This is a genomic window from Novosphingobium sp. JCM 18896 (assembly GCF_025938095.1).
Lineage (GTDB): Bacteria > Pseudomonadota > Alphaproteobacteria > Sphingomonadales > Sphingomonadaceae > Novosphingobium.
In genome coordinates, this window is the sequence record NZ_JAPCZF010000001.1 from 1 (window position 1) to 19,465 (window position 19,465).

Here is a 19,465-nt window from a genome sequence, read left to right on the forward strand (position 1 = left end):
AACAAAACGCTTCCGGGCTGCCTCGCGCCGCCCGCCATGGTGACGCGGGGTGGAGCAGCCCGGTAGCTCGTCAGGCTCATAACCTGAAGGTCGTAGGTTCAAATCCTACCCCCGCAACCACCAATCTAGAACTCAGAATAGACACGCAAATCAGCCCCAAGGCCATCGCCATGGGGCTTTTCGTGCGTCCGTGCCGATCGGGCGACGCCCTGGGCCACATTGCCATTGACAGGCCGGGCCAGACCGCGAAGTGCCGCAAAGGTTCCAGCCGGTATCATATCATGCCGGCGGCAGGAGGATGATTCACGATGCCCAGTCAAACGATGCCCGAACGCCTTCTCGACCTGATCCAGGCGGAGGGTATCGATACGCTGTTCGGCATTCCCGATCCGAGCTTCTTCGGCCTGTTCCTCGAGGCCGAGCGCCGCGGCATGCAGATCGTCTCACCGCATCACGAGGAAGCCATGGCGCTGATGGCCGACGGCTATTTCCGCATGACCGGCAAGCCGGTGGTGATGTGCGTGAACAAGGGGCCCGGCGTCGGCAATATCGCCGCCGGCGCGAACTTCCTGCTCAAGGAAAACGTCCCCGCGGTCTTCATCATGGCCCAGCGCCAGCGCTTCTACGAACAGCGCGTCCGCCGCGGCAAGATGCAGTACATGAGCCAGCCACCGCTGTTCGAGAATGCGGTCAAATATGCCGGCGTCATCGAGTATCCGCAGCAGACCGAGGAGATCTTCCAGGAGGCCTTCCGCCAGGCGCTCAGCGGCGTGCCCGGGCCGTCCTATGTCGAGGTGCCGCTGGGCGTGATGCAGGCCAAGTTCGACGGCTCGCCGGTCGCGGCCCCGTCGCGCTACCGCCTGACCCGCCAACGCGCCGACGACCTCTCGATCCGCGAGGCGGTCGAACTGCTGAAGGGGGCGAAGGCGCCGGCACTGCTGCTCGGCCAGGGCGTTTTCGTCTCGCGCCAGCACGAAGCCGCGCGCGCGCTGGCCGCCAAGCTCGGTTGCCCCATCCTGCAGTCCAACGCGGTCGAAGCCGTGCTGCCGGGCATGGAAGATCGCACTTTCCCCTACAGCTCTGAGGCCGGTTCGCGCATTGCCGCCGCCTCGGACGTGGTGCTGGCGATCGGCACCGAACTGGGCGAGGCGCTGAACTATGGCCGCGGTCATGCGTGGAAGGACGGCGATGCGACGCGCAAGTGGATCTACGTCGAGCGCGATGCCACCGCCTTCGGCGTCAATCGGCCGATCGACGTGCCGCTGGTCGGCGACCTGGTCGACATCATCCCGCAGCTGACCGAGGCGCTGGGCGACCTGAGCCGCGCGCTGCCCGCCGAGCTGCCCGAATGGACCAAGCTGCGCGACGATACCAAGCGCGCGCTCGAGGATCGCGTGCCGAGTGCCTCGAAGCCGATCCACACCGGCCGCCTGGCGATAGAGGCGACCAAGGCGATCCCGGCCGACACCGTCCTGGTGCGTGACGGCGGCGCCGCGTCGATGTGGTTCTCCGCGCTGCTGCAATGGACGCCGCGCGACGCGATGTGGAGCTCCAACTGGGGGGCGATCGGCAACGGCCTGCCGATGGCGGTCGGTGCCCAGCTCGCCGTCGGCAAGGATCGCCGGGTCGCGCTGCTGACCGGCGACTCCGCCTTCCTGTTCCACATCTCGGAGCTCGAGACCGCGGTCCGCAAGAACCTGCCGCTGATCTGCATCGTGGCGGTCGATCACGCCTGGGGCATCGAGGCTGCTTCGTACAAGGCCAACTTCGGTGAGAACACCGCGACCCCCGAAGCCCGCTGGGGCCAGGAGGTGCGGCTCGATCTGACCGCGCAGAGCTTCGGCGCACACGGCGAATACGTCGATCGCGCCGAGGACATCGGGCCGGCGGTCGAGCGCGCGATCGCCTCGGGCAAGCCCGCGGTGATCCACGTCGAGGTCGATCAGGCCGCGAACAGCACCTTCAACGGGATCCCGGGCTTCCTCGAATTCCGCAACTGGTTCGGCGAGGAGGGAGACTTCCTCGGCGTGCCGGGTGCGGCGCCGGCGCCCGCCGCGGGCAGCGGCGGCGGTTCGACCGAGAACAGCAGCGGATACTGAGCGCAACGCCGCCGTCGACCCTCGGGTCGGCGGCGGTTTTTGCTTTAGGCCGAGGTTTCCACCCCGGCGATGCCGGTGCGGTGCATGCGCCGGCCGGAGTCGACCGCATAGGGCACGACCCGGTGCAATGCCGAGGGATTGTCCCAGATCACGCAGTCACCCTCCTGCCACTCGTGACGGTACGAGAAGGCGGGCTGGGCGGTCCAGTCGAGCAGGCGGGCGAGGAGCGCCCGCGCCTCGGCCTGGTTCATGCCGGGGATCTGGTCGGCGGTCGAGCCGATGATCAGCGACTTGGTGCCATCGCGGCGCGTCCAGACCATCGGATGCTCGTGGCGCAGCGCGCGGCGCGCCTCGTCGATGCCTTCGGGCCCGCAGACCTCGCGCACCGAGGCGGTCACCGTGTGGACCACGCGCAGGTCTGCGAGATCGGCCTTCTCGTCGTCGGACAGCGCCGCATAGGCCGCCTTGGTGCTGGCGAATTCGGTCTGGCCGCCCTTGGCCGCGAGCTGGCGCGCACTGAGCAGCGAGGCCTTGGGCGGCGGCACGTCGACCGTGAGCCCGTCCATGTGCCAGAAGAAGGTGCCGAACACGTATTCGCGCTCGATTGCCGCGCCCTCGTTCAGGGTCACCTCGTAGACCGCGGCGGCGTCGGCGCGGCCGGGGACCTTGGCTTCGACGTTGACCCGCTCGCCCAGGGCATCGGTCAGCGCGAGCTGCTCGGCGTCGGACAGGCCGATCTGCGGCAGGACCAGCACGGTGTGCTTCTCGAGCAGCGCGAGCAGTTCCTGGCTGACCGCGGGATCGCCGATCGCGGCGCGGTCGAGATGGACCTTGGCGCCGATCGCCGGCTTGAGCACTTCGACTTGCAGAGTCATGTCAGGTCTTTCCGGTCAATTGCCGTGCGCGAGTTCTTCGCCCATCTGCGCGAGCAGCGGCATGATCGTGCGATCGGCGAGCACGGTGCAGAAGTACTCGTTGAGCTGGCAGATCTTCCCGTCGCGGAAGGTGAAGATGAAGACGTACTGGTTGCAGTAGGGCTCGCCGTTGCTGAGCACGGCGTCGCCTTCGAATTCGAGCACGACGCGGTCGCCCTCGGCGGTCAGGCTGTGGACCGTGGGGCGGAAGCCCGTGGGCACGACCTGGCGGAAGGCCGCGGCCGTGGCGAGCATCGTCTCGCGGTTGCGCCAGCCCGAGACCTGGCCGAAGCCCTTGGTGAAGGTCTCGGCGTCCTCGGTGGTGCAGCGGCCCATGCCCTCGGCATCACCCTTGTCCATCGCCTGCAGGAAATCGAGCGCGACCTGCTTGTTGGCTTCACTCATCGTTCTCTCCCGTTCGGTATGACTTGGCGCCGAACAGCGCGCGCCACAGCCGTTGCAGCCAGGCGAGGAAACCGGCTTTCGGCGCGGGCTTTGCGCTCGCGGTCCAGGCGGGCTGCGCCTGGGCTTCGATCGTGTCGCGCAGCTGGCCGGCGAAGCCCTTGGCGAGCTGGGGCAACAGCGGCTTGCCCATGGCTTCCCACATCGGCGCCATTGGGCCGGAGCCCTGGACCTGGACCTGGAGCCTGACCTCGGTCTCGCCGGGGCCGGTCGCGGTGGCCAGATAGGAGCCGCCGCCCTGGACCGGGTCGCCTTCGAGCTTGTAGGTGAAGAACACGCGCCCAGGCCCGTCCCACTGGTCGACCTTGACCTGGACGCGGACCGTGCGGACGAGCCCGCCGACGCCGACCTTGAGGGTCCAGCGCGAGTTGTCGTCGTCGATCACCTCGCAGTCCTGCATGCCCGGCATCAGGCTGGCCCAGCCGCGGATGTCGCGCGCGAAGTCCCAGACCTTGGTGATGTCTTCGCGGATGGTGACGGTCTGTTCGGTCTCGATCATCGGACGATCACAGCCCCATCCGCGCGACTTCGCGCTCAAGCGCGGTGCTGGGATCGCCGCAGGCCTCGCGCGCGGCCAGCCAGCCGTAGGTCATGCCGCGCGCGTTCGAGATGCCGCTCTGCATCACGGCGCCGGTCTCCATCCGCGCGGTCGAATTGCCTGCGGCGTAGAGTCCGGGGATCGGCTTGTCGTCCCAGCCGATCACGCGCGCGTGGTGGTCGATCATCAGGCCGGCGGCGGCGATGCCCGTGCCGCCCATCCGACGCAGCTCGACCGCGTAGAACGGGCCCTTTTCGAGCGGGGCGAGGTTCGGGTTGGGCTTGTGATGGATGTCGCCGCACATCCAGGCGCTCCACGGATGGGTGCCGCGGCCGAAATCGGGATCTTCGCCCTTTTCGGCATGGCTGTTGAACCGCGCCACGGTCGCTTCGAGGTTGCTGGCGTCGATGCCGATCTTGCCCGCGAGTTCGGCCAGGCTGTCGGCGCTGGTGCCGAAGCCTTCGGGGAAATCCTGGCCCGGAGTCACCGAGAAGAACGGGTACTTCGCCAGGACCTGGCTGTCGATCACCACCCAGCAGGGGAAATTGGGATGGGTCTGGTTGCCGCCGTCGATCTCGTCGATCTTGTAGTAGAACGAGCGGTAGAAGGCCTCGTTGCCGAAGCGCTTGCCCTCGCGGTTGACCACGATCGTGTGCGGTTGGCCGATGACGGGCAGGGCGCTGCGCCAGAGCGGGCGGCCTTCCTCGTCCTCCTCGCCGGGCACGGTGACGCCGAGCGAGGTGATGTCGGGCACCGTCGCGATCCGCGCGCCGAGCGGGCCGGCGAGGCGGAAGTTGGCGCCGTTGATCCCCGAGAACAGCATCGAGCCCTGCTCGAGCTGGCGGGCCAGCGTCTTGTTGAGTTCCTGGTTCTGCTCGTAGGAACTGACCGCGACGACGACGCCCTTGTTGGCCTTGATGAAGCGCTGTTGCCCGTCCTGGGTGACGCGCACGCCGACCACGCGGGTGCCGTCGGAGATCAGTTCCTCGGCCTGGGTTCCGGTCAGCAGCGGAATGCCGCGATCGAGCGCGCCCTTGACGAAATAGGCGGCGAGGCCGGCGCCGAGGCAGCGCTCGTCGTTGGTCAGGCGCTCGCCCATCTTGGCGAAGTCCCAGGCCATCATGTTGGCGGTGCCGCCGCCTTCGGCCATGTCGTGGTGGGTGAAGCCATAGGGCATCTGCGGCGAGACGCGCGTCTTCCCCTGCCATTCACCCAAGGTCTCGCCCTTGAACGGCTTGCATTCGAGCATGCGGCCTTCGGCCACGGCATCGTTCGAGACCGAGTAGTAATAGTCGGGGCAGTCGCGGATCACCGCCATTTCGAGGCCGATGCGGTCCTCGAAATAGCGCAGCGCCTCGCGCGCGTGGACGATCTTGTTGAGGATCGACAGGTCGCTGCCGTAGTCCATCGACAGGCGCTTCACGTAGCGGAAGCCGCTGTCGACCGAGTCCTCGACACCGATCTCGGCGGCGAGATGATTGCCCGCGACCCAGACCTCGCCCATCGACAGCGCGGTGACGCCGCCGACTTGCGCCGAGCGTTCGAGCACCACGGCGCTGGCGCCGTTCTCGTGCGCGGTGATCGCCGCCGACAGCCCGCCGATGCCAGAGCCGATCGCGACGATGTCCGTCTCCATGTCCCACGTCGACGGCAGATTGTTCAGCATTCCTGGAAATCCTTCTCCCGACCCCGGCGCCTTCGCGCTGGCGAGTCCGGCCACTGGCCCGTTTATCTCGCGTTTGCTGCCTGACTTGCCGGCGACGGGCAAGCATAAAAGATACGATAGTGTATTTTTATGGGCAAAAAAGGCCTGCCCGTTCGGTGCGATTGACAAGCCTGCTGAACAACTGCTTAGCATGCCCGGCCATAAGGGAAGAGGATTTCGCGATGCTGCCCAACGATCCGCCGCCGCGGCTGCCCCCCATCCGTTCGGACGAGATCGGCGAGGAGGCGCGCAGCTTCCTGGAGAAATGGACCGGCGGCTTCTTCAAGAATGCGGACAAGCATCCGGTCCTGCTGACCTTCGCGCACAATCCGAAGCTGGCCGACGTGTTCTCGGCCTTCAACATCCACCTGCTGACGACCAACAGCCTGCCGGTGAAGCAGCGCCAGATCGCGATCATGCGGCTCGCCTGGATCACCAAGGCGGTCTACATGTGGTCGAGCCACCTCAACACGAGCATCTCGTGCGGGCTCGACGATTCCATGTTCGAGCCGATCAAGGTCGGCGCCTCCGATCCCTATTTCACCGATTTCGAGCGGCACGTCATTCGGGCGACCGAGGAACTGGTCGCCAATTACGAGATCAGCGACGCGAGCTGGCAGGCGCTGATGACCGAGTGGACCGAGGCGCAGGTGCTCGATTTCCTGTTCACCGTCGGCTGCTACACGACCGTCGCCTACGTCATGCGTTCGACGGGCGTCCAGCGGCAGCCCGAACTGCTGGCATCGGCCGAGCGCTACGGCGCGCCCGAATAGGTTGAGCTATTCGCTCTCGCGCAAGGCGCTGATCCGCTCGAAGTGATCGCGCACGTTGCGCGCGAGCGAGAGCGGGTCGAACGGCTTGGTGATGACGCCGTCGGCGCCTTCGTTGATATAGCGGTCGACGTCGGCCTGGCGGGCGTTGGCGGTGATGAACAGCACGGGCAGCTTGGCGAACTGTGGCATGTCGCGCAGATGCGCGAGCACGTCCTTGCCCGACATTTCGGGCATCATCAGGTCGAGCAGGGCGATGTCGGGCACGAAGCCGTTGGCGATGATGCCGAGCGCTTCGCGTCCCGAGGGGGCGATGCGGACGTCGAGGCTGGGATCGAGCGCGAGCGCCATTTCGACGATGATCCGGATGTCGGGCTCGTCGTCGACGTAGATCACCTTCAACCGGTCGCTGAACCGTCTAGCGTCCATCGCTGGTCTCCGCGGCCTGCTGCGCCGTCTGTTGTGCCGTCTGCTTCTGGCGAGCCAGAATGTCGTTGATCGTCTCGACCAGCGTGGACAGCGAGCGTCGCGATTTGGTCAGCACGGCGGCCACCTCGCTGGCGAAGGCGCCGTTGCGCTCCTGCGCGGAATAGATGATCACCGGGATCGCCGCCTCGCCGCCGAGTTCGCCGAGCAGCTGTTCGCCGCAGCCGTCGGGCAGGCCCAGGTCGACGATGACCACGTCGGGCCGATCCTGGGCGATCATTTCGCGGGCGGAGGCGAGGTCGGTGGCGCGGGCCATGCGCGCGCGGCCTTCGAGCGCGGCTGCGGTGATCTCAAGCGTATCGGTGTCGTCGTCGACGTGGAGGATCAGCGGCATGGCATGGCGCGCGCGCGCCATGACGCTGGCCAGCGCCGTGTTGAGCCGGATGGCGTCGAGCGGCCGCGGGATCCAGTCGACGACGTCGAGGGAGGCCAGCTTGGCGCCGGGCTCCTCGCCGCCGGCAATGGCGATGACGGGCAGGGTGCGCAGCGACGGATCGCTGTGGATCTCGTGCAGCAGACGCGGATTATCGCCCAGGCAATGATAGTCGAGCAGGAGCGCGACGTAGTGCTGCTGCGCGAAGGCGGTCATGATCGCCGAGGCCGTATCGACCACGTCGGCGCGGACCGAACGGTTCTCGAGCGCATCGGCGATGCCGCGCGCCTCGGCCTCGTTCGCGCAGATCAGCACGCGTGGTGCCGCACCGTTCTCGGGCTGCCCGGTCACTGTGTTCCACACGGGCAGATTGAAACTGAACACGCTGCCGCCGGTGGTGGCCGGGGTGTACCAGATGCCGCCGCCGTGGTTGCGGACGATCTCGCGCGATATGGCGAGGCCTAGGCCGGTTCCGCGCGTCTGGCCGGCCGGAACCTGGATCGACTGGGCGAACCGCGTGAACAGGCGGTTGCGCAGCTCGGCGTCGATGCCGGGGCCGCTGTCGATCACGCTGGCCTCGGCGTGGCTGTTGCGGCGGGTGATCTGCAGGCACACCGTCTTCTCGGCCGGGGTGAAGCGGATGGCATTGGCCAGCAGGTTGTTGAATACCTGGATCAGTCGCTCGGCATCGCCGCGGACCATGACCGGATCGGCGGCGAAGTCCGCGATCAGTTCGACGTTCTGGTTCTCGGCCATGCCGCGCACGGCGTCGAGCGCGCGCGTGCCGACGTCACGCAGGTCGACCGGCTGGAAATCGAACGACATCTCGCCGGCTTCGAGCTTTTCGATGTCGAGCAGGTCGTTGACCAGGCGGATCAGCCGGTTGGCGTTGTTCTCGGCGATCACCACCAGCCGCAGCATGGCCGCGGGGAATTCCTGCCCGAGGCTGCCGCGCAGCAGGCCGAGCGAGCCGACGATCGAGGTCAGCGGCGTCCGCAACTCGTGGCTGACGGTCGAGAGGAACTGGTCTTTGATCCGTTCGACCTTCTCGCGCTCGGAAATGTCGCGCAGCGCCGCGACGATGTGGACGCCGTCGGGCAGGGGCATGGTTCCCAGCGCCGCCTCGACCGGGATCGTCGAGCCATCGGCACGGTGGGCCGCCAGGTTGTGGCGAAACGGCTCGGCCAGGCCCTTGCCGGTCAGGCCGATGCGATCGAGGAACAGGCCTTCGCCAGGGGCGAGATCGACGATCAGCGAGATGTCGCGGCGGATCAGGTCGTTCTCGGGATAGCCGAACAGTTGCGAGGCCGCGCGGTTGATCGTCTCGATGCTGCCGCTCGGGTTGATCAGCACGAGCGCATCGAGCGTGCTGTCGAAGATCGCGCGCCGGCGCGCCGCGGCCTCGCGCGCGACGCGTTCATAGGACGCCCGGCGATGTTCGCTGCGCCAGAACAGCACGCCGATGCCGATGAAGGTCAGCGCGACCATGGCGACGATGAACCAGCTGATCTGCTCGGTCGTGCGGGTCCGCTCGTTCTGCCGCGCCAGAGTCTGCGTCAGTCGCTGCGCCTCGGTCGCACGCGCCTTCTCGGCTTCGCTGCGCAGCTGATCCATCAGCTTCTTGCCATAGCCCTCGCTCACGGCAGCCGAGGCCGTCGCGAGGCCGCCGCTGCGGCGCAGTCCGATCACCCGCTCCATCTCGCGGAATTTCTCTTCGCTGATCTGCTGGAAGCGTTCGAGGCCGCGGCGATCGACTTCGGTCGTCGGATAGGCCCACAAGGCCTGGAGCAGTTCCTGCGCGTCGCGGCGCCCTTCGCGATAGGGTTCTAGAAAAGCCTCGTTGCCGGTGATGACGAAGCCCCGCTGACCGGTTTCGGCATCCTTGATCGAGGAAAACAGCTCGCTGATCAGCAGTTGGCGGGCATGTCCCTGGCGGACCTCGTCCTCGCTGCTGCCCAGCCGGCGATATTCGGTGCCGAACCAGAAGGCGAGGGCTGCCAGCAGCAGCGGAATGAGCAGGAGAACGGCAAGCCCGGCGCGCAGTTCGAAGCTGCGCGATTGGCCAGGAGGATCCTCTTCGCCGGTCACGGCTCGCCCTCAGGATCGAGCAGCGGCTTGACCGAGAGGATGGCCTGCAGCCGGTTGGTGACGCCGAGCTTGCGGAAGATCGCGGTCAGATGCGCCTTGATCGTCGCTTCGGTGAGTTCGAGATCGGCGGCGATCTGCTTGTTGAGATCGCCGCGGACCAGCGCCGCGAGCACGCGCTTCTGCGCCGAGGACAGCGTTTCCATCCGCGCGCCCATGTCGCGCAGCGCGTCGGGCACCGCGGGGGCCGGGGGAAAGACCACGCCGCCAGTGACCAGGGTGCCGATCGCCATGGCAATCTGATCGAGCGGCTGGCTCTTCGAAATGAACCCTGCCGCGCCCACGGCCTTGGCCGCGTTGACGATCCGCGGTTCGTCGAAGGCCGATATGATCGCGATGGGGACGCTGCCGAGAACGTGCTGGAGGCGGAAAAAGCCCGAAAAACCCTCGGCGTCGGGCAGCTGGTAGTCGAGCAGCAACAGGGCGATGTCCTGGCGTGTCTGGGCGATGCGTTCGGCAGACTCGATTTCGGTCGCCTCTTCGACGACGAGGTGCGGAAGCTGCGACATGACCGCCATCCGCACGGCGTCTCTAACCATCGGGTGATCGTCAGCGATCAAGACTCTGCGTCGCATCAGCCGCCAATCCCCATTGCAATAAACGGTGTTTCTCTGGGATTCAGCTTGCAATATGTTCACCCTGTCCCGCGCTGTCGAGGGATGCAAAGCTCCATTTCGGTGTCATCCACAAAAGGAGAGGGGCGCATAGCGGCAAGATCGATCCTCTTGGCAGTCTCGGCGGACCCTGTCTTGACGGACCAGGTTTGCGGCTTCGTGAAACCCTTCGGGTGGTCCTGCCAGCAGGCTGCGGATGCCGCCGGCGCGCGCGTTGCCTTGGCCGAAGCGCCGGCGATCGTGCTCGTCGATCAATGCATCGACGGCGCGGCGGCACTGATGGCGGAGGTCCGTCAGATGCCTGCGCCGGTCAACGGCACGCCGATTTTGACCGTCGGCGGCGAGGCGCGCGGTGCCGTCGGTTCGGGCGGGCAGCTCGGCCTGCCGGTCGATCGCGAGGCCCTGCTCGCGCTGTTGCGCCAATGGGCGGGTCCGCTCGAGGATCACGCCGCGCGCGCCGAGCCCTGGCACTTCCGCTACCGGCTCCTACGGCTGCTCGGGCTCGACAATACCGACGTCATGCTGGCGCGGCTGCGAGCCAACCTCCGCGAGGCGGTCGACCAGGCCGAGGCCGAAGGCACCGCCACCTCGGCGCATCGGCTGGCGGGGCTCGCGGGGATCTGCGGTTTTGCCGAGGTCAGCCAGGCCTGGAGCCGGGTCGATCAGAACGAGGTGGGTGCGCTCGCGGGGGCGCTCGATGTCTCGCGGCGCGCGATCGCCGACCTCGACGCGGTGCTGGGGGACCCCGGCGGAACTACTTGAGCTGCAGCGGCAGGCCGGCGGCAACGAAGATCACCTCGTCGGCGGCCGCGGCCACCGCCTGGTTGATCCGCCCGGCGAAATCGCGAAACCGGCGGGCGAGGGCGTTGTCGGGCACGATGCCGAGCCCGACCTCGTTGGCGACGAGAATCAGCGTGCCGCGAAAGCCGGTCACCGCCTCGACCAGCACGGTGATCTCGGCATCGAGGTCGCGCTCGGCAAGCAGGACGTTTGTCGCCCACAGCGTCAGGCAATCGACCAGCAGCGTCTCGCCGGGCGCTGATCGCGCGGCGATGGCGGCAGGCAGATCGAGCGGGGCTTCGAGCGTCGACCAGCGTGCGTCGCGATCGGCCTGGTGCAGCGCGATGCGTTCGCGCATTTCGTCGTCCCAGGCCTCGGCCGTGGCGACATAGGTCAGCGTGCCGCCGCATTGCTCGGCGCGGCTCTGGGCGAGGCGGCTCTTGCCCGAGCGCGCACCGCCGAGCACCAGCAGGCGATGGCCGGTCATGACGTGGGTTCTCCGGCTTCGCGTGCGAGCGCGATCAGCGCGGGCACGTCGACATGCCGTTCGAGCTCGGCGGCGATGTCGTCGAGCGCGGCGTCGACGTCGGCCTGGTAGTCGACACCCGCGCCCTCGACGCCGATCCGGCCGAGCAGCGCGCGGCGCAGGTCGGCGCTGGCGAGCAGGCCGTGGACATAGGTGCCGAGCACGCGCCCGTCCGCGCTGATCGCGCCATCCTCGCGGCCGTCGTCGAAGCGCGCGAAAGGCCGGGCGCGATCCGCGCCGGTGGTCTCACCCATGTGCATCTCGTAGCCGGTGAACCCCGCGTCGAGCGCGTGGCCCACGACCTGGCGCAGGGCCTTGCTGCCGGCGAGCCGCGTTTCGAGATCGAGCAGGCCGAGCCCCTCGATCGCGCCCGGCGGGCCCTCGATCCCGTCGGGATCGTCGATCCGCCGCCCGAGCATCTGATAGCCGCCGCAGAGGCCGAGCACCGCGCCGCCGCGCCGGCGGTGGGCGAGGATGTCGACGTCCCAGCCCTCGGCGCGCAACGCGGCCATGTCGGCGACTGTGGCCTTCGAGCCGGCGATGACGACCAGCGCGGCCTCGGCCGGGATCGGCTGGCCCGGCGGCACCATGACCAGTTCGATGCCAGGTTCGAGCTTGAGCGGGTCGAGATCGTCGAAGTTCGAGATCCGCGGCAGGATCGGGCAAGCGACCACCACGCGGCCCTCGCCACGATCGGCGCGCTTCTCGAGGATTACCGCGTCCTCGCTGGGCAGGCGCACGGTCGCGCGTAGCCAGGGCACGACGCCGAAGCCGCGCCAGCCCGACAGGTCCTCGATCTGGCGGTAGCCGTCCTCGAACAGCGCGGGATCGCCGCGGAACTTGTTGATCACGAAGCCGCGGATCATCGCCGCGTCGGCCGGATCGATCACCGCGCGCGTCCCCACGACGGCGGCGATCACTCCGCCGCGGTCGATGTCGCCGACCAGCACCACGGGCACCTGCGCCGCGCGCGCGAAGCCCATGTTGGCGATGTCGCCGGCGCGCAGGTTGATCTCGGCGGGCGAGCCGGCGCCTTCGACCACGACCACGTCGCATTGCGCGCGGAGCCGGCGATAGCTTTCCATCACCTCGGTCAGCAGCGCGCCGCGCCCCTCGCGGAAATTGCCCGCGCCCAGCGTGCCGCGGACCTTGCCGTGGACCACGAGCTGCGAAGTGCGATCGGCCTGCGGTTTGAGCAGGACCGGGTTCATGTCGGTGTGCGGTTCGACGCGGCAGGCCATGGCCTGGAGCGCCTGGGCGCGGCCGATCTCGCCGCCGTCGACCGTGACCGCGGCGTTGTTTGACATGTTCTGCGGCTTGAACGGCCTTACGGTCAGCCCGCGGTTGGCCAGCGCGCGGCACAGCCCGGCGACGAGCACCGACTTGCCGACGTCCGACCCCGTGCCCTGGAGCATCACAGCACCCATGCGACGCCTCCTGCCGTCATCCAGAGCAACAGGCAGGCGCGGACATAGACCGCCAGCGCGCGGCAGATGTCGTGCGCGCCGGCCTGCGGCGAGCCGTCTCCGATCCAGGGCTTGTCGTGCATCACGCCGTCATAGGCGATCGGGCCCGCCAGGCGAAGCCCCAGCACGCCGGCCATCGCTGCTTCGGTCCAGCCGGCATTGGGCGAGGCGTGCAGCCGCGCGTCGCGCCACATGGTCCGCCAGCCATCCATACCCGCAAGGCAGATCATCACGCCGCCGATCCGCGCGGGGACCAGGTTGAGCACATCGTCGGTCCGCGCCGCGCACCAGCCGAACGCGCGCCAGCGTGGCTCCTTGTGGCCGATCAGGCTGTCGGCGGTGTTGATCGCCTTGTAGATCCAGACGCCGGGCAGGCCGCCGACGAGCAGCCAGAGCAGTGGTGCGGCGACGCCGTCGCAGAAGCTCTCGGCCAGGCTCTCGATCGCCGCGCGCGCGACGCCAGCCTCACCGAGCTGCGCGGTGTCGCGGCCGACGATCATGCCCACGGCTTGGCGCGCGGCTGGCAGGTCGCCGGCTTCGAGCGCGCGTGCGACGGGGCGGACGTGATCGAACAGGCTGCGCTGCGCGAGCGCGGGGAAGGCGGCGAGCGCCAGGCCGATCCAGCCGAAGGGACCGAGCAGCGCGAGCAGCAGGCTCTGCACGAGCCAGCCACCGAGGCCCGCGACCAAGAGAAGGACGAGCACGGTGGCGATCCCGGTCAGCAGGCGGCGGCGCTCGGGGCTCTCGGGCCGGTTCCAGCGTGCCTCACAGTGGTCGATGATCCGCGCGAACAGGCCGACCGGATGACCGATGCGGCGATAGAGCCCCGTCGGCCAGCCGATCGCGGCGTCGAGCGCGAGCGCGACGAGGGCGACGGGCTCAGCCAAGCGCCGTGTCGAGCCGGGCGAGGTCGGCGTCGTTGCCGGGCAGGCCCAGCCGCAGCCAGCGCGGATCGTAGTCGAACGGCCGTGTCAGGATCGCGCGGCGGGCAAGCCGCTCGAACAGCGCCTCGGCCTGGTCGGTTTCGACCAACCGGAACAGCGGGCAGTTGCCGCGCGCGGCCAGGCCGTGGCGCGCCAGTACCGTATCGAGCGCCGCCGCGCGGCACGGCAGGTCGGCGCGGCTGGCCGTGATCCAGGCGTCGTCGCGATAGGCCGCGGTGCCGATGGCGATGCCCGCGGCCGCGACCGGCCAGGCGCCGAGGCGGGCGCGGAAACGCGCGATCACCGCGCGCGGCGCGATGACGAAGCCGAGCCGCAGACCGGCGAGGCCGAAGAACTTGCCGAACGAGCGGAAGATCACCAGGCGGCGGTCGTCGGCCACCCGATCTGCCAGGCTCAGTTCGGGCGAGCCATCGGCGAAGGCCTCGTCGATCACCAGCCAGCCGCGATGCGCAAGCAGGTCATCGGCAGCATAGGTCGCGCCGTCGGGGTTGCGCGGGTTGGCGACGATCAGCGTCTCGTCGCCTGCTTCGGCCAGAGTGACCGGCCGCGATCCGCCGAACATGTCGCCGTGGGTGCGATAGGTCGGCGCGAGGTGGACGGCGGGGCCGGGCAGCACGTCGCCGGCCATGCGCAGGCCGATCTCGGTGCCGGGTAAGGCGCAGACGTGCTGCGGATCGGCGCCGAAATGGTCGGCCGCGGCGCGTTCGAGCGCGGCGAGGCCTGCCTCGTCGGGCAGGGCCTGCCAGTCGATCGCCAGGTCCGCCGGCACCGGCCATGGGTTGGGGTTGATCCCGGTCGAGAGATCGAGCCAGGGCGCATCTCCTTCGCCGAAGTGCGCGCGCGCCGCGGCCAGGCCGCCGCCGTGCCAGGTCCAGCGCGTCATATCAGCCGGGCTCCGACGATCGCGGCCAGTAGCAGCCCCGATTCCACGATCTCGATGCCCGCGCCGTGGAGGTCGCCCGAGACGCCGCCGAACCGCGCGCGCAGCCAGACGGTCCACAGCGGAATGAACAGCAGCGCCGCGAGCAAGCCGGGTACGAACCAGCTCGCGGCGAGCAGGACCAGGCCCCACAGCGCGAGATCGACCGGGCGCACCGTGTCGCGGAAGCGCGCGCCGAGGCCCTCGTGCAGCGGCGGCAACCAGCGCGTCCAGGCGAGCGGGCCGATCCGCGCAGCGAAGGGGATCAGCGCCAGCGCGAGCGGCGGCGCGGTGACGAGCAAGCTGCGGATCAGCACCAGCTTGGCCACAAGCTGCAAGCCGATCGCGACGACAGCGAAGCTGCCGACGTGCGGATCGGCGAAGACCGCGCGCAGGCGTTCGGGATCCTTATGCGCGGCGCCGGCGGCATCGGCGGCATCGCCAAGGCCGTCGAGATGCAGCGCGCCGGTGACCGCGACCCACAGCACGAGCCCGACCAGCGCGCCGAGCCAGGGATCGATGCGCGCGCCGAGCACGGCGCCGAGGCCAACGATCGCGCCCACGACCAGGCCCGCAGCCGGAAACCAGCGCATCGAGGCGGCGAATTCGTCGCTGCTCACCGCCACGCGCGGCATGGGCAGCCGGGTGAGGAACTGGAGCGCGATCACGAAACCCTTCATGTGCGCAGGCCCACCACCTGTCCGGCCGGCCTGTCACCGGGCCTGTCACCGGGCCAGACGCGGAAGGTCAGCAGCGCGGCATAGGGCAGGTCCAAGGCCCAGCCGAAGCGATGGTCGAAACCGCAGAGCACGCTCAGCGCCGCGCGCATGGCGCCGCCGTGGGTGACGATCAGCGTGTCGCGCGGCGACAGTTCGCCAATCGCGGTGCCCACGCGCGCGACAAGATCGGACCAGCGTTCGCCTTGTGGCGGGGCGTAAGCGTCGGGATCGTCCCAGAACCGCGCGAGCGCCTGCGCGTCGATCTCGTGCGGGGCGCGGCCGTCCCAGATGCCGAAGTCCAGCTCGCGCCAGCGTGGATCTGAAGTGGACTTGAGGTTTCGGGATTCGGCGATCGCACCGGCTGCCGCAGCGGCGCGGGAGAGATCGGAGCTGACGATCGCCTCGACCGCCAGATCGCGCGTGCGTTCGACGCAGGCGGCGATGCCGCCGGGGGTTGGAGCCGCATCGCTGCGCCCGAGCAGCAGACCCGGAACCTCCGGCGCGCCGTGGCGCAGCAGGTGGAGGCGGAAGCCTTCGCTCATGCCCCGCCGGCGATCCCGGCTTCGGCAAAGGTCGCCATCTGCGCGTGCGCGGCCAGGGCCGAGCGCACGACCTGTGCCGCCACGGCCGCGCCGCTGCCTTCGCCGAGCCGCATGTCGAGCCGCAGAATGGGATCCAGCCCGAAGCGTTCGAGCAAGCGGGCGTGGCCGGGCTCCGCCGAGCAGTGACCGGCCAGGCAGTGTTCGGTGATCGCGGGATGGGCCGCAGCCAGCGGTGCGAGCGCGGAGCCGCTGATGAAGCCGTCGAGCATGACCGGAATGCGCTGGCGGCGCGCGGCGAGCACGGCGCCGGCGATCGCGGCGATCTCACGCCCGCCGACGCGGCGCAGCGTCTCGAAAGCGCTGCCGGAGGCGTTCGCGTGGAAGGCGAGCGCGCTTTCGACCACGGCGATCTTGCGTTCGACCCCGGCCGGATCGAGCCCGGTGCCGGGCCCGACCCAGGCGCGCGCGCGGCCGCCGAAGCTGCGCGCGCAGAGTGCGGCGGCGGCGGTCGAATTGCCGATGCCCATCTCGCCGACGACGAGCAGATCGAGATCGGGCGTGACCACGCCGGCGCCGATCGACAGGGCTTCGAGGCATTCGGCCTCGCTCATCGCCGGCGCGCAGGTGAAGTCCTCGGTCGGCCGGTCGAGCGCGATCGGCACGACCGTCAGTTCGAGCCCGGCGGCGCCGGCCAGCGCGTTGATCGCGGCGCCGCCGGCGGCGAAATTGGCGACCATGAGCGCGGTGACGTCGGCGGGGAAAGCGCTGACCCCGCGTGCGGCGACGCCGTGGTTGCCGGCGAAGATCGCGACGCGGCCGCGATCGAGCCGCGGCTTCTCGCGACCCTGCCAGCCGGCGAAGAACACGGCGATGTCCTCGAGCCGCGCCAGCGAGCCTGCGGGCTTGGTCAGCTGCGCCTGCCGTGCCTCGGCTGCCGCAATCGCTGCCTGGTCCGGCCCGGGCAGCTCGGTCAGCGCGGATTCGAAGTCGGCGATGGAGGAAAAGCTCATTCGGCGACGAATCCTTCGGGCGGGGCGCGGGTGATGAAGTGGCCCTTCACGCCTTGCGGCCAGTCGCGGAACGGCACGCGGCCATGCTCGCTGGCGGCATAGTGGACGGCATAGTCGAGGATCGCGCGTGCGGCCTCCGCATCGGGCGTGAAACGGCCGAGCACGTAGCTGACCTTGCCCGGCGCGCGCAGGTGGATCGTGCAGAATTCGGTGCAGGCGAAGAGGCAGGGCATCTCCTGCACGGCAACCTCGGCATAGCGCGGGTCCGTGGCCTGAATCTCGCGCAGGGCCGCCGCGAGCAGCGCGCCGCCGCGCCGGCCTTCGCCGTCCTCGCGTTGGTCGGCGGAGAGCCGGCAGGTGTTGCAGGCGACGATGGCAGGGCCGGGCGTAACGGGTGTCAGCATCAGAAGCGTCCCCGCAGGCCGGCGTAGAACACGCGGCCCAGAGCGTTGTAACGGAAGGCGGTGGAATAGGTCTCGTCGAACAGGTTCTCGACCCGGCCGACCAGCCGTAGCGCGGGCGACAGCGCATATTCGGCGCGCAGGTCGACCAGCGTATAGGCGTTCAGCACGGTGGTGTTGGCGGCGTTGTCGAAGGTCTTGCCCGACCAGCGGACCGCCGCCCCCGTCGTCAGCCCGAAGGGCCATGCGTAGGAGACCGAACCGTTGGCCGTCTGGCGCGGTCGGCGCGGTAGCCACTTGCCGAAGTTGGCGCCGGGCGAGCGGTCCTCGGCGACGGTCCAGCTGTAGTTGCCGTCGAGCTGGAAGCCGCCGAGCTTCAGCGCGGCGCTTGCCTCGATGCCGTGGGCTTCAGCGCGCGAGACGTTGGCATAGTAGCCCTGGCGGCGCGTGGTCGTGCTGCCGGGCACGAAGCAGAGCGCATCGGTCGATGTGGCGGCGCAGGAGTTGAAGATGATCTGGTCGCGCGTCCTGCGCTGGAACCAGGTCGCGCCGAAGACGAGCTTGCCGTCGAACAGGTGCTGTTCCGCGCCGGCTTCCCAGCCCTTGGCCTGCTCGGGCGCGAGGCTGGCGACGCCGAATTCGGAGAACAGCTGGTAGAGCGTCGGCGCCTTGAAGCCTTCGCCATAGCTCGCGCGCAGGGTGGTGCCCGTGGGCAGCGCGAGCACGCCGCCCGCGGCGAACAGCAGCTTGCCGCCGAAACGATCGTGATCGTCGTGACGCAGCCCGGCGTTCAGGGTCAGCCCCGCGATCGGCTGGGCGCTGAGCTGGGCATAGAAGCTGGTGATGTCGGCGCCGCCGCGCACCGGTGCGGGCACCGGCGTGGCCAGCGCCGCGGGCGGCGAGACCGAGCGGAAGCGTGAGCGCTCGTTTTCGGCGCCCGCGAGCAGGGTCCAGCCTTCGCTGATCGCGAAAGCGCCCTGGTATTCGAAGCGGCGGTTGTGGCCGGCCGCGTCGAAGGTCTGCGCGCGGGCGCGGGTGGGGTTGAAGTTGTCGCGGTCGGTGTCGGTATAGGTATAGCCGAAGCGGTTGCGGAAGCGCCCGTCGAGCAGGTCCAGGTTGAGCCCGGCATAGCCGACGAATTCGCGGTTCAGCGCATATTCGAGGCTGTCCGCGGTGGAGGCGTCGATCTCGGTCCGCGACGACGCATAGTAGCCGCGCAGGTCGGCCGAGAGCCCCGGCGCGAGCTCGAGCACGGCGCGGCCGCTGACGTTGCGGTTGGTATAACCGTCGGCCTCTCTACCGCCATAGACCGGGGCGAGCGCGCTGATGCCGTCGGTTGTGAAGGCCTGGCCGCCCAGGCGCCAGGCGAGCGGGCCGGTCTTGCCGCCCAGCGCGGCGCGCGCGCTGACCGTCTCGTGCGAGCCGGTCTCGAGGTCGAAGCTGCCTTCGAGCACTTTCTCGGGCAGTGCGGTCACGACGTTGACCACGCCGCCGATCGCCTGGCTGCCCCAGAAGATCGACTGCGGCCCGCGCAGGACCTCGATCCGCGAGGCGTCGCCGGCGAGCAGGTTGGCGAAGTTGTAGCCGCCGCTGCTGGCCGAGGGATCGTTGAGCTTGACCCCGTCGATCACGACCACGGTCTGCTCGCTCTCGGCGCCGCGGATGCGCAGCGCGGTGGTGGTACCGTAGCCGCCGTTGCGCGCGATCGAGATACCCGGCGTGCGCAGCAGCAGTTCGGTGACGCCGATGTCCTGCGCGCGGTCGATCGCCGCCTTGTCGAGCACGGTCAGCGAGGCGGGGACCTGGTCGACGGGCAGCGCCAGGCGCGTCGCGGTGACGAGGATCGTGTCGGTCGCGGACGAGACGTCTGCGGCCGCGTCGGGAGTAGGGGCCTCCGGCAGTTCGTCGGCCCGCGCCGCTACGGGCACGGCGAGGAGCGAAACGGAAACGAGATACTGCAACACGCGCACGACCAAATCTCCCCCACGCATGCGTGGTCGGACTTGTCGTCGCGCGGGTTCACCCCCGTCCGCTCGGCACACCCTGTCCGCG

Annotated in this window: 19 protein-coding genes and 1 tRNA gene; 4 read left to right on the forward strand and 16 right to left on the reverse strand. The window is 69.2% G+C overall.

Translation table 11 applies throughout. The features are described from left to right. Positions 1–43 precede the first annotated feature (43 nt). Both OLX23_RS00005 and OLX23_RS00010 read left to right on the forward strand, forming a co-directional pair. A tRNA-Met gene (locus OLX23_RS00005) sits at positions 44–120 on the forward strand. A gap of 188 nt (positions 121–308) precedes the next feature. Beyond that, positions 309–2,099, forward strand: coding sequence for a thiamine pyrophosphate-binding protein (locus tag OLX23_RS00010; protein WP_264442051.1), 1,791 nt, complete (start codon positions 309–311; stop codon positions 2,097–2,099). 44 nt (positions 2,100–2,143) lie between these two features. On the opposite strand, the gene OLX23_RS00015 is transcribed toward OLX23_RS00010, so the two are convergent. The 4 genes from OLX23_RS00015 to OLX23_RS00030 are packed head-to-tail and all read right to left on the reverse strand — an operon-like array spanning position 2,144 to position 5,679. Further along, positions 2,144–2,974 carry a TauD/TfdA dioxygenase family protein gene (locus OLX23_RS00015; protein ID WP_264442052.1) on the reverse strand — a complete coding sequence of 277 codons (831 nt, stop codon included), beginning with the start codon at positions 2,972–2,974 and terminating at the stop codon, positions 2,144–2,146. 15 nt (positions 2,975–2,989) lie between these two features. After that, complete coding sequence (locus tag OLX23_RS00020; RefSeq protein WP_264442053.1) at positions 2,990–3,418, reverse strand: nuclear transport factor 2 family protein; 429 nt, start codon at positions 3,416–3,418, stop codon at positions 2,990–2,992. Further along, positions 3,411–3,974: a CoxG family protein gene (locus OLX23_RS00025; RefSeq protein WP_264442055.1), complete on the reverse strand. Its 564-nt coding sequence runs from the start codon at positions 3,972–3,974 to the stop codon at positions 3,411–3,413. Before OLX23_RS00025 ends, OLX23_RS00020 begins: the two co-directional genes overlap by 8 nt. 7 nt (positions 3,975–3,981) lie before the next feature. Continuing rightward, positions 3,982–5,679 (reverse strand): FAD-dependent oxidoreductase, encoded by a 1,698-nt coding sequence (locus OLX23_RS00030; protein ID WP_264442056.1) that lies wholly within the window; start codon positions 5,677–5,679, stop codon positions 3,982–3,984. Between the two features lie 221 nt (positions 5,680–5,900). Between OLX23_RS00030 and OLX23_RS00035 the strand changes: the two genes are divergently transcribed. Then, entirely contained in the window at positions 5,901–6,491 is a 591-nt protein-coding gene (locus tag OLX23_RS00035; RefSeq protein WP_264442057.1) for a carboxymuconolactone decarboxylase family protein, read from the forward strand. Positions 6,492–6,497: 6 nt separating this feature from the next. On the opposite strand, the gene OLX23_RS00040 is transcribed toward OLX23_RS00035, so the two are convergent. The 3 genes from OLX23_RS00040 to OLX23_RS00050 are packed head-to-tail and all read right to left on the reverse strand — an operon-like array spanning position 6,498 to position 10,067. Further along, positions 6,498–6,917, reverse strand: a complete 420-nt coding sequence (locus tag OLX23_RS00040; protein ID WP_264442058.1) for a response regulator — start codon at positions 6,915–6,917, stop codon at positions 6,498–6,500. Further along, positions 6,907–9,435 (reverse strand): CHASE3 domain-containing protein, encoded by a 2,529-nt coding sequence (locus tag OLX23_RS00045; RefSeq protein WP_264442059.1) that lies wholly within the window; start codon positions 9,433–9,435, stop codon positions 6,907–6,909. The genes OLX23_RS00040 and OLX23_RS00045 overlap by 11 nt, the downstream gene beginning before the upstream one ends. Continuing rightward, positions 9,432–10,067, reverse strand: coding sequence for a response regulator transcription factor (locus OLX23_RS00050; protein ID WP_264442060.1), 636 nt, complete (start codon positions 10,065–10,067; stop codon positions 9,432–9,434). Before OLX23_RS00050 ends, OLX23_RS00045 begins: the two co-directional genes overlap by 4 nt. 198 nt (positions 10,068–10,265) lie before the next feature. Between OLX23_RS00050 and OLX23_RS00055 the strand changes: the two genes are divergently transcribed. Continuing rightward, positions 10,266–10,868 carry an Hpt domain-containing protein gene (locus tag OLX23_RS00055; protein ID WP_264442062.1) on the forward strand — a complete coding sequence of 201 codons (603 nt, stop codon included), beginning with the start codon at positions 10,266–10,268 and terminating at the stop codon, positions 10,866–10,868. Here the strand turns inward: OLX23_RS00055 and cobU are convergent. Genes cobU through OLX23_RS00100 form a run of 9 tightly spaced genes read right to left on the reverse strand, consistent with a single transcriptional unit; the run spans position 10,861 to position 19,377 of the window. Then, the gene (gene cobU, locus OLX23_RS00060) at positions 10,861–11,373 is read right to left on the reverse strand and encodes a bifunctional adenosylcobinamide kinase/adenosylcobinamide-phosphate guanylyltransferase (protein ID WP_264442063.1); all 513 of its coding nucleotides are present in this window, start codon (positions 11,371–11,373) and stop codon (positions 10,861–10,863) included. The two genes, OLX23_RS00055 and cobU, sit on opposite strands and share 8 nt — an antisense overlap. Beyond that, positions 11,370–12,839: a cobyric acid synthase gene (locus OLX23_RS00065; RefSeq protein WP_264442065.1), complete on the reverse strand. Its 1,470-nt coding sequence runs from the start codon at positions 12,837–12,839 to the stop codon at positions 11,370–11,372. Before OLX23_RS00065 ends, cobU begins: the two co-directional genes overlap by 4 nt. Further along, positions 12,827–13,765, reverse strand: coding sequence for an adenosylcobinamide-phosphate synthase CbiB (cbiB, locus tag OLX23_RS00070; protein WP_264442067.1), 939 nt, complete (start codon positions 13,763–13,765; stop codon positions 12,827–12,829). Before cbiB ends, OLX23_RS00065 begins: the two co-directional genes overlap by 13 nt. Beyond that, on the reverse strand, positions 13,758–14,705 hold the full coding sequence (locus OLX23_RS00075) for a threonine-phosphate decarboxylase (RefSeq protein ID WP_264442068.1): 948 nt from the start codon (positions 14,703–14,705) through the stop codon (positions 13,758–13,760). The genes cbiB and OLX23_RS00075 overlap by 8 nt, the downstream gene beginning before the upstream one ends. Next, positions 14,702–15,421, reverse strand: coding sequence for an adenosylcobinamide-GDP ribazoletransferase (locus OLX23_RS00080; protein ID WP_264442069.1), 720 nt, complete (start codon positions 15,419–15,421; stop codon positions 14,702–14,704). The genes OLX23_RS00075 and OLX23_RS00080 overlap by 4 nt, the downstream gene beginning before the upstream one ends. Further along, entirely contained in the window at positions 15,418–16,002 is a 585-nt protein-coding gene (locus OLX23_RS00085; protein ID WP_264442070.1) for a histidine phosphatase family protein, read from the reverse strand. Before OLX23_RS00085 ends, OLX23_RS00080 begins: the two co-directional genes overlap by 4 nt. Continuing rightward, complete coding sequence (gene cobT, locus OLX23_RS00090) at positions 15,999–17,012, reverse strand: nicotinate-nucleotide--dimethylbenzimidazole phosphoribosyltransferase (protein ID WP_264442071.1); 1,014 nt, start codon at positions 17,010–17,012, stop codon at positions 15,999–16,001. The genes OLX23_RS00085 and cobT overlap by 4 nt, the downstream gene beginning before the upstream one ends. Further along, the gene (locus tag OLX23_RS00095; protein ID WP_264442072.1) at positions 17,009–17,416 is read right to left on the reverse strand and encodes a DUF1636 domain-containing protein; all 408 of its coding nucleotides are present in this window, start codon (positions 17,414–17,416) and stop codon (positions 17,009–17,011) included. The genes cobT and OLX23_RS00095 overlap by 4 nt, the downstream gene beginning before the upstream one ends. Continuing rightward, positions 17,416–19,377: a TonB-dependent receptor plug domain-containing protein gene (locus tag OLX23_RS00100; protein ID WP_264443684.1), complete on the reverse strand. Its 1,962-nt coding sequence runs from the start codon at positions 19,375–19,377 to the stop codon at positions 17,416–17,418. Before OLX23_RS00100 ends, OLX23_RS00095 begins: the two co-directional genes overlap by 1 nt. Positions 19,378–19,465 lie beyond the last annotated feature (88 nt).

What these genes read in the sequence shown, in the direction of transcription:
- OLX23_RS00030 (WP_264442056.1), bottom strand. Translation starts at nt 5,679, where the DNA reads ATGCTGAACAATCTGCCGTCGACGTGGGACATGGAGACGGACATCGTC.
- OLX23_RS00040 (WP_264442058.1), bottom strand. Translation starts at nt 6,917, where the DNA reads ATGGACGCTAGACGGTTCAGCGACCGGTTGAAGGTGATCTACGTCGAC.
- OLX23_RS00050 (WP_264442060.1), bottom strand. Translation starts at nt 10,067, where the DNA reads ATGCGACGCAGAGTCTTGATCGCTGACGATCACCCGATGGTTAGAGAC.
- OLX23_RS00075 (WP_264442068.1), bottom strand. Translation starts at nt 14,705, where the DNA reads ATGACGCGCTGGACCTGGCACGGCGGCGGCCTGGCCGCGGCGCGCGCG.
- cobT (WP_264442071.1), bottom strand. Translation starts at nt 17,012, where the DNA reads ATGAGCTTTTCCTCCATCGCCGACTTCGAATCCGCGCTGACCGAGCTG.
- OLX23_RS00020 (WP_264442053.1), bottom strand. Translation starts at nt 3,418, where the DNA reads ATGAGTGAAGCCAACAAGCAGGTCGCGCTCGATTTCCTGCAGGCGATG.
- cobU (WP_264442063.1), bottom strand. Translation starts at nt 11,373, where the DNA reads ATGACCGGCCATCGCCTGCTGGTGCTCGGCGGTGCGCGCTCGGGCAAG.
- OLX23_RS00025 (WP_264442055.1), bottom strand. Translation starts at nt 3,974, where the DNA reads ATGATCGAGACCGAACAGACCGTCACCATCCGCGAAGACATCACCAAG.
- OLX23_RS00035 (WP_264442057.1), top strand. Translation starts at nt 5,901, where the DNA reads ATGCTGCCCAACGATCCGCCGCCGCGGCTGCCCCCCATCCGTTCGGAC.
- OLX23_RS00095 (WP_264442072.1), bottom strand. Translation starts at nt 17,416, where the DNA reads ATGCTGACACCCGTTACGCCCGGCCCTGCCATCGTCGCCTGCAACACC.
- OLX23_RS00010 (WP_264442051.1), top strand. Translation starts at nt 309, where the DNA reads ATGCCCAGTCAAACGATGCCCGAACGCCTTCTCGACCTGATCCAGGCG.
- OLX23_RS00065 (WP_264442065.1), bottom strand. Translation starts at nt 12,839, where the DNA reads ATGGGTGCTGTGATGCTCCAGGGCACGGGGTCGGACGTCGGCAAGTCG.
- OLX23_RS00080 (WP_264442069.1), bottom strand. Translation starts at nt 15,421, where the DNA reads ATGAAGGGTTTCGTGATCGCGCTCCAGTTCCTCACCCGGCTGCCCATG.
- OLX23_RS00085 (WP_264442070.1), bottom strand. Translation starts at nt 16,002, where the DNA reads ATGAGCGAAGGCTTCCGCCTCCACCTGCTGCGCCACGGCGCGCCGGAG.
- OLX23_RS00015 (WP_264442052.1), bottom strand. Translation starts at nt 2,974, where the DNA reads ATGACTCTGCAAGTCGAAGTGCTCAAGCCGGCGATCGGCGCCAAGGTC.